Raw genomic sequence first — 12,013 nt, forward strand, 5'->3', positions numbered from 1 at the left:
CCGGTGGCGGCGAGGATGTAGCCGATGACGATCGGCGTGGTGATCGAGGACAGGTTGCCGAAGGTGTTGAACAACCCGCCCGAGACGCCGCCGGCTTCCTTCGGCGAGGTGTCGGAGACGACAGCCCAGCCGAGCGCGCCGATGCCCTTGCCGAAGAAGGCGAGCGCCATGAAGCCGACCACCAGCGCCTGTCCCTCGACATAGTTGCAGCCGATGATCGCCATCGACAGCAGCATGCCGCCGACGATCGGGATCTTGCGCGCCATGGTCAGCGAGCCGGTGCGGCGCAAGATGGTGTCGGAGATGACGCCGCCGAGCACGCCGCCGATGAAGCCGCACAGCGCCGGCAGCGTCGCGACGAAGCCGGCCTGCAGGATCGACAGCCCGCGTTCCTTCACCAGATAGACCGGGAACCAGGTCAGGAAGAAGTAGGTCAGCGTGTTGATGCAGTATTGGCCGATATAGACGCCGAGCATCATGCGATTGGCCAGCAGCTGCCGGATGTGATCCCATTTCGGGCCGCTGTCCGCCGCCTTGCTGTCCTTGGGCGCGTCCATGTCGACCAGCGCGCCGCCCGCCTTGATGTAATCGAATTCGGCCTCGTTGATCGCGGGATGATCCTTCGGCTCGTAGATCGTCTTGATCCAGACGATCCCCATGATGATGCCGAGCCCGCCCATCACGTAGAACACATGGCTCCAGCCGTGCTCGTGTGCGATCCAGCCCATCAGCGGCGCGAAGATCACGGTCGCGAAATACTGCCCCGAATTGAAGAAGGCCGATGCGGTGCCGCGCTCATTGCCCGGGAACCAGGCCGCGACGATGCGCGCGTTGGCGGGGAACGACGGCGCTTCGGCAATGCCGACCAGGAAGCGCAGCGCGAACAGAACGATCACCGCGGTTCCCGCAGCCAGAAAGCCGACCATGCCCTGCATCGCGGTGAACACCGACCAGACCAGGATGCTGATCGCATAAACCCATTTGGAGCCGAAGCGGTCGAGCAGCCAGCCGCACGGTACCTGCGCGATCACATAGGACCAGCCGAAGGCCGAGAACACGTAGCCCATCGCGACGGGATCGAGATGCAGTTCCTTGGACAGGGCCGGACCCGCGATCGACAGCGTGGCGCGATCGGCATAGTTCACGGTGGTGACGAGAAACAGCATCGTCACGATCAGAAGCCGGACGCGGGATCGCCGCGCGTCGGTGGCCGACACAATTGCGCTCATTCGCGCCTCCTAGAAAAGTTTCCTCAAGAACCCTCCTAGAGAGTGGATGGCAAGGGGTCCAAACCGAAACGTGAATTGATCCATACCGATTTTGAATTGATCGGCCCGGTGTCATGCCACCTTTGAGCCTGTTGCGCCGACCGGATAATTAGTGTACTTGTAGTACAGTTATTGGAAGCGCAACGTTGCGCCTTTGCATCGGGTCGAATGTCCATGACCACGCCTCGCGACTATGACGTGTTCGACGCCGGCGCCGTGACGCTGCAAAGCGGCGTCGTATTCCCTCAAGCAAGGCTCGCCTACAAGACCTATGGCACGCTGAACGCAGCGAAGGACAACGTCATTCTCTACCCGACGTCGTTCAGCGCGCAGCACACCGACATCGAATGGCTGGTGCAGCCGGGCGCGGCGCTCGATCCTAACCGCTACTTCATCGTCATCGCGAACCTGTTCGGCAACGGGCTGTCATCGTCGCCGTCGAATTCGGGCGACGTGCTCGGCAGCGCGCCGTTTCCTGGCTTCAGCTATTACGACGCCGTTGCGATCCAGCGGCGGCTCCTGGTCGAGCGGTTTGGCGTATCCAGGCTCGCGCTGGTCTATGGCTGGTCGATGGGCGGCATGCAGGCCTATCACTGGGCTGCCCGCTATCCCGACATGGTGCAACGCGCGGCCGTGGTCTGCGGCAGTGCCAGGTGCTCACCGTACAATCATGTCTTTCTCGAAGGCGTGAAGACCGCGCTGACGGCGGATCCCGCCTATCAGAATGGCCGTTTCGTCGCCAAGCCGGTGGCCGGCTTTCGTGCGATGGGGCGTGTCTATGCCGGCTGGGCGATGTCGTATGAGTTCTACCGCGACGAGGTCTGGCGCGAGGCCGGATTCGAATCGCTGGAGAATTACCTTGCGGCCTCATGGGACGGTGCCTTCGCGCGGCGCGACGCCAATGATTTGCTGGCGCAGATCGAGATCTGGCAGAGCGGCGACGTCAGCCGCTGCGACGAATTCGGCGGCGACTTCGACCGGGCGCTGGCTGCGATCAAGGCGCACATGCTGCTGATGCCCGGCCGCACCGACCGCTATTTCGACATGCGCGACAATGAGCACGAGCTTCCCCGGCTGGTCCATGCACGCTCGGCGGCGCTGCGCGCGATTCCCTCGATTCACGGACACCGTGCCGGCAACCCGATCAACAACGCCGCGGACCGCGCATTCATCAACGCCGAGGTCTCGGCGCTCCTGCAACGCTGATATGTGAGACGACGATCATGAGCACCGCGGAGACCCATGATGCCGGCCCTCGACTGAAGCCGCTCAGCTCCGCGAGCCTGCGCGATTTGTCGGCCAAGTCGAACCTTCCCGGCGCGGTGCGCGCGGCGAGCCACTACGGCATGATCGCGGTCGTCGGCGCGCTGATCTGGCTGGTCTCGTCGCGCTATGGTTGGCCCTGGGCGTTGCCGCTGATCGCCCTGCAAGGCTATTTCGTCGCGTTCCTGTTCATGGTGGTGCATGAAACCGCGCACAAGACGGCGTTCCGCAGCCGGGCACTCAATCTTGTCATCGGCAATCTGTCCGCCTTCATGATCGGACTGCCTTATGAATACTACTATCTGTTCCACTGGGACCATCATCGCTACACGCAGGACCCGGACAAGGATCCGGAATTGATCGTCGGCCCCAGGCCGGGTTCGGACACCCAGCTCGCGATCGCCTATTCGGGTCTGCTGCAGGTGTTGGTCCGCATTCGCCTGATGTTGCGGCACGCAATCACCGGCAAAGTGACCGTGCCGTGGATTCCGGAGAACAAGCGTGCGTCGATCGTGATGGAAGCAAGGCTCTATCTCGCGGGCTATCTGCTGTTGCTCGTGGCGTCGCTCGCGCTGCATAGCGCGATCCTGCTTTGGGTGTGGATCGTGCCGCTGCTGGCCGGCCAGTTGATCCTGCGTCCCTATCTCTATGCGGAGCACACCGGTTGCGAGCGCACGCGCAGCGCGTTCGAGAACACCCGCACCACGATGACGGGCAGGATCATGAAATGGTTTGCTTGGAACATGCCCTACCATGTCGAGCACCACGCCTATCCGACGGTGCCGTTCCACGCGCTGCCTAAGCTGAACGCCATCGTCGGCGGCCACATCGTGTACCGGGGCAGCAACTATCGCGCCGTGACCCGCGAGACCTGGGCCTGGTTTCGCCGCCAGCGGCAGACCGCCGCCTGACGGCATCAGGCGTCCGCGCTGGGTCGCAGCACCAGGGTGACGAGGTTGCGGGCATAGGCCGCGGAGAGCGGCTTGATGCCGAAGACGTAGCGATAGAACAGGCTGCCATAGATCGCGTCATAGAGATCGCCCGGCGTTCCGCCGGCACCGATGCTGCCGTCCCGTTGGCCGGCAATGATGGTCTCCAGCATCTTGCTGCGGCGAAGGCCGAGGTAGCGCTCGTAGAACAGCTCGGCCGATCCGGCCTTCGAGATGCATTCCGAGATCACCGCGAGTTGCACGCGCCCGAATTCGCCCTGAAGCGCCTCGGCATAGGTCGCCACGTGGCGGCGGATGCGCGCTACCGGAATGCCCGTTGCGGGCAACGGCACCGCGCGCGAGGCTTGGTCGAGGAAGGCGTCGATGAGCAACGCCTCGCGCGACGGCCACCATTTGTAGATCGTCATCTTCGAGACGTTGGAGTGGCGCGCGATCGCATCGATGGTGGTGGCGGCGAGGCCGGTGGTCGCCATCAGCGTGTAGGCGCTTTGCAGGATGGCGGCAGTGGTGGCGGCGGAGCGTGGCCTGCCGCGGCGCGCCGTCGTGCCATCCTCGGTTTCCGCCTTGCTGCCGGCCATCATGCGAATTCCTCCGTTGCGTCTGAATCATTGCACCATTGCGCAGGGCATAGCACAAATCGGTCTGTGTTTCAGACACCCGACGCTGATAGTGTACTAAGCGAACCGAGCTTTTGTCGCGTCTCGTCCCATATCGATCAGGAGTCCTCCGTGAAGGCCGTCTACAGCGAACTGCACCGCAGCCATGATCCGCAATTCTTTCTCGTGCGCGGTGTGGTCCAGCGAACCACCGAGCAACCCGAGCGCGCCGATCGGCTGCTGGCAGGGCTGAAGGCCGGCAGCCACACGCTGGTCAAACCGACGGCGTTCGGGCAGGGGCCGCGCGCCCGCGTGCACAGCCCGGAATATCTGAGCTTCCTAGCCGAGGCCTGGGAGGCGTGGACCGCGCTCGGCGATGCCGGACCCGAGATGATCGCGAACATGCATCCGGTGCGCAACGCCGGCACCTATCCGACCCACATCGTCGGCAAGCTCGGCTGGCACACGGTCGATACTGCGGCCCCGATCGGTCCCGGCACCTGGGCCGGCGCCTGCGCGTCGAGCGACGTCGCGGTGACGGCTGCGCAGATGGTGCTCGACGGCGAAGACGCCGTCTACGCGCTGTGCCGTCCGCCCGGCCATCATGCCTATCGCGATCTCGCCGGCGGCTTCTGCTTCCTCAACAACAGTGCGATCGCAGCAGAGCATCTGCGCCAGAAGCATGAGCGCGTCACGATCCTCGATGTCGACGTGCATCATGGCAACGGCACGCAGGGCATCTTCTACGAGCGGCCCGATGTATTCACGGTCTCGATCCACGCCCATCCGTCGTTCTTCTATCCGTTCGTGTGGGGCTATGCCCATGAGCGCGGCGCCGGCCCCGGCCTCGGCGCCAATCTCAACATTCCCCTGGCCAAGGGAACCGGCGACGACGATTACATGAAGGCGCTCGCCGCGGCCGAGAAGGCGATCCGCGCCTTCGCGCCGACCGCGCTCGTGGTCGCACTCGGCCTCGATGCGTCCGAGAAGGATCCGCTTGCGGGTCTCGCCGTTACCACCGACGGGTTCCGGCGGATCGGTGAAGGGCTGGCGCGGTTCGGCCTGCCGACAGTGCTGGTGCAGGAGGGCGGCTATCTCTCCGACATCCTCGGCGCCAATTTGACCGCGGTGCTCGGCGGCTTCGAAGCCGCGCGCTAGTTGCTGGACGACAGGAGCCGCCGCCCTTGCAACCCGTCGCTGACGGATTCATGCTGGGGCGGCGCCGTTTCGTCGAGGCGTGTGAGGACTCTGACCATGACATCAGCCACGATCGAGCGCGCACCCTTTGGCAGAACGTTCGATGGCACGATGGTCGAGCGGGTGACGCTGCGCGGTGAGCATGGTGTTGAGGTCACCATCCTGCCCTTCGGCGCCACGCTGCAATCGCTGCTGACGCCCGATCGCGACGGGCATTGCGACGACATCGTCCTTGGCCATGACGATTTCGACGGCTATCTCGCGCAGCGCAAGTTTTTCGGTGCGACCGTCGGGCGCTATGCCAACCGGATCGCCAGTGCGCGCTTCGTGCTCGATGGCGAGACGGTTATGCTCGATGCCAACAACGCTCCCAACGCGCTGCATGGCGGCCTCGAAGGTTTCGATCGCAAGCTCTGGAAGATCGTTGAACTCACCGACAGTCCCGGGCCGACGCTGGTGCTGGCGCGCACAAGTCCGAATGGCGAGGAAGGCTATCCGGGCAATCTGGAGACGCGCGTAACCTATCGCCTGCGCAGCGCGATGGAACTCTCGGTGACGTTCGAGGCGACGACCGACCGTCCGACGCTCATCAACCTGACCAATCACAGCTTTTTCAATCTCGAAGGCGCGCGCTCGGGCGCGCACGTCCTCGATCATCGATTGACGATCGCCTCGGATCATTTTCTCGCTGTCGACGAGACGGCGATCCCGCTGCCGGAGCCGCCGCGGCCGGTCGATGGCACGCCATTCGACTTCCGCAAGTCGACCGCGATCGGTGCGCGCATCAGGATGAACGACGAGCAGCTGCGGCTCGGACGGGGCTACGACCACAATTACTGTCTGGCGTCGGGCACAGGCCTCCGCCTGGCAGCGCGCGTCGAGGCGCCGGGCAGCGGCCGCGTGATGGAGCTGCTCACCGATCAACCGGGATTGCAGTTCTATTCCGGCAATTTCCTCGATGGTACCACGGCCGGCAAGGGCGGTCTCCTCTACAGGCAATCTGACGCGTTGTGCCTCGAGCCGCACGCATGGCCGGATACGCCCAACCGGCCGGACTTCCCGTCGGCGCGGCTCGATCCCGGGCAGATCTACCGGCGCACCATCGTCTATCGCTTCTCAACGGTGTGAGCATCCAATGACAGGTCTTATCGCTGATGTATCGATGGAGGAGGTGCCGACGTCGGTGCTGTCGGCCGAACGCTGCCATCTCGGTGAAGGGCCGACCTATGACGCGGCGACCGACACCGCCTGGTGGTTCGACATCCGTGAGCGCCGCCTGTTCGAGCATCATTTTGCCGACGGGCGCACCATGGTTCATAGCTTGCCGAAGATGGCGAGTGCGCTGGCGCGGATCGACGGCGAGCGGCAACTCATCCTCACCGAGGATGGCCTCTATATTCGCCAAGTTGCAGACGGCGCGATGGCGCTGTTCGCTCCGCTGGAAGCCGACAATCCCGTGACGCGCTCGAATGACGCGCGCGTGCATCCGTCAGGCACGTTCTGGCTCGGCACCATGGGCCGCCGCGCCGAGAACGGGGCGGGGGCAATCTATGCGTTGCACCGCGGCCGCATCACGCTGCTTTATCCTGGGATCACGATCCCGAACGCGATCTGCTTTTCGCCGAACGGCGACATCGGCTATTTCGCGGACACTGCGACGAATGTGCTCTATCGCGTGCCGCTCGATGCCTCGACCGGATTGCCGGCCGGCGATCCGGTTGCGCTGATCAAGCACGACGGCGCCGGCGGGCTCGACGGCGCGATCGTCGATGCGGACGGGATGATCTGGAACGCGCGCTGGGGCGGCGGCTGCGTCGATATCTATGATCCCGACGGCCGCCGCCGGCGTTCCCTGCGCGTGCCGGCGACGCAATCCAGCTGTCCGGCCTTTGTCGGCCGCGACTTCTCGCGCGTGCTGGTCACCTCGGCCTGGCAGGACATGGACGAAGCGCAGCGCGCCGCCGATCCCGAGCACGGCAAGACCTTCCTGTTCGAGGCCGGCGCGCGCGGCCGCGCCGAGCCGGACGTCAAACTGTCCTGATGCGCCTGCGCGAACTGTATGCGCGCAGTCGCCAAAGGGTGGTCTTGTTGACGTGACCTGATCATTTGTACGATAGTGCAAATATGGTTCGCAAACCCGCCAAGGTCCCGAGCACGCGCAGGCCGAACATGCGCGAGGCGATCCTCGCCGCTGCGGAGGAATTGTTCTCGACCTATGGCTTCAACGCGGTGTCGGTGCGCGACATCGCGCGGGCCGCCGGAGCCAATCCCGGCAGCGTGACCTATCATTTCAAGACCAAGGACGGCCTGCTGCTCGAAATCTACCGGCGGCATTGCGGCCCGATGAACCTGCGGCGCTCCGAGCTGCTGGCTGCGGCGAGGCGGGTGCGCGACCTGCAGGACCGGCTGGAGGCGATCGTGCGCGCCTATGTGCTGCCGGCCTTCACCTCCGGCAGCGATCTCGCCGGCGGCGGCACGCGTTTCACGCGGCTGCGTGCGATCATGTCGGCCGAGGGCAACGAGGTCGTGAAGCGGATCATCGCGCAGACCTTCGACGACACCAGCGACGCCTTCATCGATGCGATCCATGAGAGCCTGCCGCATATTCCGCGCACCGATCTCGTCTGGCGCGGCCACTTCCTGCTCGGTGCACTGTACTACACGCTGGTGACGCCGGAGCGCGTCTCCCGCCTGTCGCGCGGCAGCGCCGATGGTACCGATGCCGGCCAAGCGATCGAGGAACTGGTGCGCGCGACCGTGGCCTCGCTGCAGGCCGCGCCGCTCGATCAAACTCTGGCGCGGCGCAAGACCACGATCGCGGAGATAGCCCAGGGCGAGCGTTGATCGCCATTTCCGGAGTTCGCTGAGATGGATAGACTTCGGCTACGCACCGTGCTCGGCAATCACCAGCATGTCCAGGCGATGAAGCAGCGCGAGCTCCGGTCCGATCTGTTCGATCTTGACTTTGTTGACTTCACGCCGACCAACGCTGCGTTCAAGCCGATGGTGCGCGAGCAGGCCTTCGACGTCTGCGAGATGGCTGTTGTCACTTATCTGATGGCGAAAGCATACGGCAAGCCGCTGGTGTTGCTTCCGGCGGTGATGCTCGGCCGATTCCAGCACGGTCATGCGCTCTACCGCGCCGATCGCGGCACGCTTTCCCCTCGTGATCTCGAAGGCAAGCGCGTCGGCATCCGCTCGTTCACCACCACGACGGGCGCGTGGATGCGCGGCATCCTCGCCAACGACTACGGCGTCAACCTTGACAGGATCGATTGGGTGACCTTCGAGGATCCGCACGTCGCCGAATATGTCGACCGCACGGAGCGCGCGCCGAAGGGCAAGACCATCATCCAGATGCTGAAAGACGGCGAGCTCGATGCCGTGCTGGGTGAGACCTCGAGCGGTCCCGCGCTGAAGCCGCTGTTTGCCGACCCGGCCGGCGAAGCCGCGCAGTGGTACCGACGCCATGGCGTCGTGCCGGTCAATCATCTGGTGGTGGTGACGGAGACGCTTGCGAGGTCGCGGCCTGATGTCGTGAGGGAGCTCTACGATCTCTTCAAGCGCGGCAAGGCGAGCGCCGGACCGCCCGGCGTGCCGGACCTGCTGCCGTTCGGCGTCGAGGCGAACCGCAAGCCGCTCGAACTGATCATCGACTATTGCGTTCAGCAGGCATTGATCCCCCGGCGCTTGCAGGTGGACGAGCTGTTTGACGACACAGCACGGGATTTGAACTGATGGCAGTCGCGAACGATCCAGGGCAATGGCGGGTCGGCCTGATCGGCTACGGCGAAGTCGGCCGCATCCTCGTCGAGGATCTTCGCAAGCAGGGCGTCAGGGTCTGTGCCTATGACATCAAGCTCGAAAACGGGCAGGGGGTGCCGTTGCGGGAGCACGCAGCAAGCATCGGGGTCGAGCTGGCGCGATCGCATGCCGACCTTGCCGGCCGGGCGGATTTCATCATCTCGGCGGTGACGGCGAGCCAGGCGGTATCGGTGGCGGAGGCCTGCGCGCCCGCGATCAGGAAAGGTGCCTGGTTCCTGGATTTCAACTCGGCGTCGCCGGGCGCCAAGCAGCGTGCTGCGTCCAGCATCGATGGTGCCGGCGGGCAGTATGTCGAGGGTGCGGTGATGACCTCGGTGCCGCCTTACCGGATCAAGGTGCCGCTGCTGCTCGGCGGCCGCGGGGCGCGGGAGCTGGCGCCGCTACTGGTGACGCTCGGTTTCGCGGCCAAGATCGCAAGCGACGAACTCGGCGTCGCCTCGGCGGTCAAGATGTGCCGCAGCATCATGATCAAGGGCCTGGAGGCCATGGTTATCGAGAGCTTCACGACCGCGCGCGCCTATGGCGTCGAGGATGCGGTGCTCGCCTCGCTCAAGGAGACCTTTCCCGGTATCGACTGGGAAAAGCAGGGCGCCTATTTCTTCCAGCGCGTGATCGAGCACGGCCGCCGGCGCGCCGAGGAGGTGCGCGAGGTGGCGGAGACCGTGCGCGAGGCCGGGCTGACGCCGTGGTCGGCGTCGGGGACCGCGGAGCGGCAGGCCTGGATCGCCGACCTTGCCGACGAGCGCGTGTTCGGTCCCAAGGGAACGCCGGAGTTTGCCCGCAGCCCGGACTGGCGCACCGAGGCGGATCGGATCCTGGCACGGATCAAGTCCTGATAACAGCCGTAGGGTTGGACCTCACTATATGTGACGGATGATGGCAGCGAATCCACCGCGTTTCCCGCCGCCGCGGGATGCGGTATTGCTTCAGCTATATTCATCTGGAGACATGGTCATGAAGTTTTCCGGCAAAGTGGTCGCCATCACTGGAGCGGCGCGCGGCATCGGCAGGGCCTGCGCGGAGCGCTTCCTTGCCGATGGCGCGAAAGTCGTCATCTCGGATATCGACGGTGGTGCGCTCGCCAAGACCCTAAGCGAGCTTGAACTGCTCGAGCATCCCGGTGACCTACGCACCGTCGAGGCCGACGTCAGCAAACGCGCCGATGTCGACCGCATCGTCGCTGCGGCCGTGAAGGAATTCGGCCGGCTCGACGTCATGGTCAACAATGCCGGCGTCGCCCGCAACCGCGATTTCCTCGACATAACAGAGGCGGAATTCGACGATGTGATGGGCATCAATCTCAAGGGCGCGTTCTTCGGCGTCCAGGCCGCGGCGCGCCAGATGATCGCACAGGGCGGCGGCGGCGTGGTGGTCAACATGTCCTCGGTCAATGCGCTGCTCGCGATCCCCTCGCTTGCGACCTATGCGATGTCGAAGGGCGCGATGAAGCAGCTCACCTCGGTCTCAGCGGTGGCGCTGGCGCCGCACGGCATTCGCGTCGTGGCGGTCGGGCCCGGCACGATCCTGACCGAGATGGTGGCAACCGCGATCTTCTCCTCTGAAGACGCGCGGCGCAGCGTGCTGTCGCGCACGCCGGCCGGCCGATGCGGCGAGCCGAGCGAGGTCGCCTCCGTCGTGGCGTTCCTCGTCAGCAACGATGCTTCCTACATCACCGGCCAGACCATCTATCCCGACGGCGGCCGGCTGATCCTGAACTACACGGTTCCGGTCAGCGAAAAGAGTTGAAGCGCGGGTGTCCTGATCCGACGTCAGGTTCTGGCGCTCCGCCTCTAGTACCCGCTTTTCTTGGAACGTGAGTCGTGATTCAAGGTCGGGATGATACCCGAAGCAAGAGAAGTCCGCCTTTCGAGGAAAGATCGCAAGGTGCTTGAGGCGTGTTGTCGCTCACCGATGACATTGCAGCGCGATTTGAAGCGGGCGCGGATAGTCCTGTTAGCGGCGGACGGGCGCAGCACCCGGTCGATCGCCAAGGAAGTTGGGGTCCAGCCGCGGATTGTCAGCGTTTGGCGGCATCGCTATGCCGACCAAGGCCTTGAAGGGCTGCAAGACAAGCCGCGGCCCGGCAAGCAGCCGATCTATACGAAGACGACCGACAAGCGGATTCTGAAGCTGCTGGATAAGCCGCCCCCGCAAGGGTTTGCGCGCTGGACCGGCCCTCTGCTGGCCGAGGCGCTAGGCGATGTTGACGTCCAATATGTCTGGCGGTTCCTGCGCAGCCACAAGATTGACCTCGCGGCTCGCAAGTCCTGGTGTGAGAGCAACGACCCGAACTTTACGGCCAAAGCCGCCGATGTCGTTGGCCTTTACGTCGCCCCGCCGGCGAAGGCTATTGTGCTCTGCGTGGACGAGAAGCCCTCGATCCAGGCTTTGGAGCGAGCGCAGGGCTATCTGAAGTTGCCCAATGGCCGCGCCTTGACCGGCCAGAGCCACGATTACAAGCGGCATGGCACCACGACATTGTTTGCAGCGCTCGAAGTCGCCACCGGAAAGATCATCGCTACGCATTCAAAACGCCGTCGCCGTGTCGAGTTTCTCGATTTCATGAACAGCCTCACCGCGGCCTTTCCGGGCCGAAAGCTTCACGTCATCCTCGACAACCTCAACACCCACAAGAAGAATGAGAGCTGGCTCAAGGCCCATCCCAATGTGCAATTCCATTTCACACCGACGAGTGCGTCCTGGCTCAACCAGATCGAGGTATGGTTCTCAATCCTGCAGGGGCAGTCGCTCAGCGGCACCTCCTTCACAAGCCTCAAGCAGCTTCAGGAACACATCGATGCCTACGTCAACGCCTACAACGACAAAGCCGAGCCCTTCGTCTGGACCAAGAAAAAGATCCGTCAACGCCGTTTCAAGGGCCGCCGTATCAATCAACTCTGATTCCGGGTACTAG

At 64.2% G+C, this 12,013-nt stretch carries 12 protein-coding genes; 10 read left to right on the forward strand and 2 right to left on the reverse strand.

Annotated elements, in window-relative coordinates:
• On the reverse strand, positions 1–1,229 hold a 1,229-nt coding region (locus tag AS156_RS24580), incomplete at its 3' end, for an MFS transporter (protein WP_245313041.1).
• Between the two features lie 213 nt (positions 1,230–1,442).
• Between AS156_RS24580 and AS156_RS24585 the strand changes: the two genes are divergently transcribed.
• Positions 1,443–2,474, forward strand: a complete 1,032-nt coding sequence (locus tag AS156_RS24585; RefSeq protein WP_066509757.1) for an alpha/beta fold hydrolase — start codon at positions 1,443–1,445, stop codon at positions 2,472–2,474.
• Positions 2,475–2,491: 17 nt separating this feature from the next.
• The gene (locus AS156_RS24590; protein ID WP_066509740.1) at positions 2,492–3,442 is read left to right on the forward strand and encodes a fatty acid desaturase; all 951 of its coding nucleotides are present in this window, start codon (positions 2,492–2,494) and stop codon (positions 3,440–3,442) included.
• 5 nt (positions 3,443–3,447) lie between these two features.
• On the opposite strand, the gene AS156_RS24595 is transcribed toward AS156_RS24590, so the two are convergent.
• Positions 3,448–4,059, reverse strand: coding sequence for a TetR/AcrR family transcriptional regulator (locus tag AS156_RS24595; protein ID WP_066509760.1), 612 nt, complete (start codon positions 4,057–4,059; stop codon positions 3,448–3,450).
• Between the two features lie 150 nt (positions 4,060–4,209).
• Between AS156_RS24595 and AS156_RS24600 the strand changes: the two genes are divergently transcribed.
• The 8 genes from AS156_RS24600 (at position 4,210) to AS156_RS24635 (ending at position 12,000) form a co-directional block, all read left to right on the forward strand.
• The gene (locus AS156_RS24600; protein WP_066509743.1) at positions 4,210–5,235 is read left to right on the forward strand and encodes a histone deacetylase family protein; all 1,026 of its coding nucleotides are present in this window, start codon (positions 4,210–4,212) and stop codon (positions 5,233–5,235) included.
• Between the two features lie 96 nt (positions 5,236–5,331).
• On the forward strand, positions 5,332–6,402 hold the full coding sequence (locus AS156_RS24605) for an aldose epimerase family protein (protein ID WP_066509744.1): 1,071 nt from the start codon (positions 5,332–5,334) through the stop codon (positions 6,400–6,402).
• A 34-nt stretch (positions 6,403–6,436) separates the two neighbouring features.
• Positions 6,437–7,315, forward strand: coding sequence for an SMP-30/gluconolactonase/LRE family protein (locus AS156_RS24610; protein WP_066509746.1), 879 nt, complete (start codon positions 6,437–6,439; stop codon positions 7,313–7,315).
• 83 nt (positions 7,316–7,398) lie between these two features.
• Positions 7,399–8,118, forward strand: coding sequence for a TetR/AcrR family transcriptional regulator (locus AS156_RS24615; protein WP_066509748.1), 720 nt, complete (start codon positions 7,399–7,401; stop codon positions 8,116–8,118).
• Between the two features lie 24 nt (positions 8,119–8,142).
• The gene (locus AS156_RS24620) at positions 8,143–9,012 is read left to right on the forward strand and encodes an ABC transporter substrate-binding protein (RefSeq protein ID WP_066509752.1); all 870 of its coding nucleotides are present in this window, start codon (positions 8,143–8,145) and stop codon (positions 9,010–9,012) included.
• Positions 9,012–9,935: an NAD(P)-dependent oxidoreductase gene (locus AS156_RS24625; protein WP_066509754.1), complete on the forward strand. Its 924-nt coding sequence runs from the start codon at positions 9,012–9,014 to the stop codon at positions 9,933–9,935. Before AS156_RS24620 ends, AS156_RS24625 begins: the two co-directional genes overlap by 1 nt.
• A gap of 118 nt (positions 9,936–10,053) precedes the next feature.
• Entirely contained in the window at positions 10,054–10,845 is a 792-nt protein-coding gene (locus AS156_RS24630; protein ID WP_066509763.1) for an SDR family NAD(P)-dependent oxidoreductase, read from the forward strand.
• A 90-nt stretch (positions 10,846–10,935) separates the two neighbouring features.
• Positions 10,936–12,000 (forward strand): IS630 family transposase, encoded by a 1,065-nt coding sequence (locus AS156_RS24635; RefSeq protein ID WP_066503481.1) that lies wholly within the window; start codon positions 10,936–10,938, stop codon positions 11,998–12,000.
• Positions 12,001–12,013: the final 13 nt, after the last annotated feature.

Origin of the sequence: Bradyrhizobium macuxiense (assembly GCF_001542415.1) — a bacterium.
Classification (GTDB): Bacteria; Pseudomonadota; Alphaproteobacteria; order Rhizobiales; family Xanthobacteraceae; genus Bradyrhizobium; species Bradyrhizobium macuxiense.

Bases quoted from the DNA above. Each gene is read 5' to 3' on its own strand.
- AS156_RS24635 (WP_066503481.1), top strand. From the start codon at position 10,936: ATGATACCCGAAGCAAGAGAAGTCCGCCTTTCGAGGAAAGATCGCAAG.
- AS156_RS24625 (WP_066509754.1), top strand. From the start codon at position 9,012: ATGGCAGTCGCGAACGATCCAGGGCAATGGCGGGTCGGCCTGATCGGC.
- AS156_RS24610 (WP_066509746.1), top strand. From the start codon at position 6,437: ATGGAGGAGGTGCCGACGTCGGTGCTGTCGGCCGAACGCTGCCATCTC.
- AS156_RS24630 (WP_066509763.1), top strand. From the start codon at position 10,054: ATGAAGTTTTCCGGCAAAGTGGTCGCCATCACTGGAGCGGCGCGCGGC.
- AS156_RS24615 (WP_066509748.1), top strand. From the start codon at position 7,399: ATGGTTCGCAAACCCGCCAAGGTCCCGAGCACGCGCAGGCCGAACATG.
- AS156_RS24590 (WP_066509740.1), top strand. From the start codon at position 2,492: ATGAGCACCGCGGAGACCCATGATGCCGGCCCTCGACTGAAGCCGCTC.
- AS156_RS24620 (WP_066509752.1), top strand. From the start codon at position 8,143: ATGGATAGACTTCGGCTACGCACCGTGCTCGGCAATCACCAGCATGTC.
- AS156_RS24595 (WP_066509760.1), bottom strand. From the start codon at position 4,059: ATGGCCGGCAGCAAGGCGGAAACCGAGGATGGCACGACGGCGCGCCGC.
- AS156_RS24605 (WP_066509744.1), top strand. From the start codon at position 5,332: ATGACATCAGCCACGATCGAGCGCGCACCCTTTGGCAGAACGTTCGAT.
- AS156_RS24585 (WP_066509757.1), top strand. From the start codon at position 1,443: ATGACCACGCCTCGCGACTATGACGTGTTCGACGCCGGCGCCGTGACG.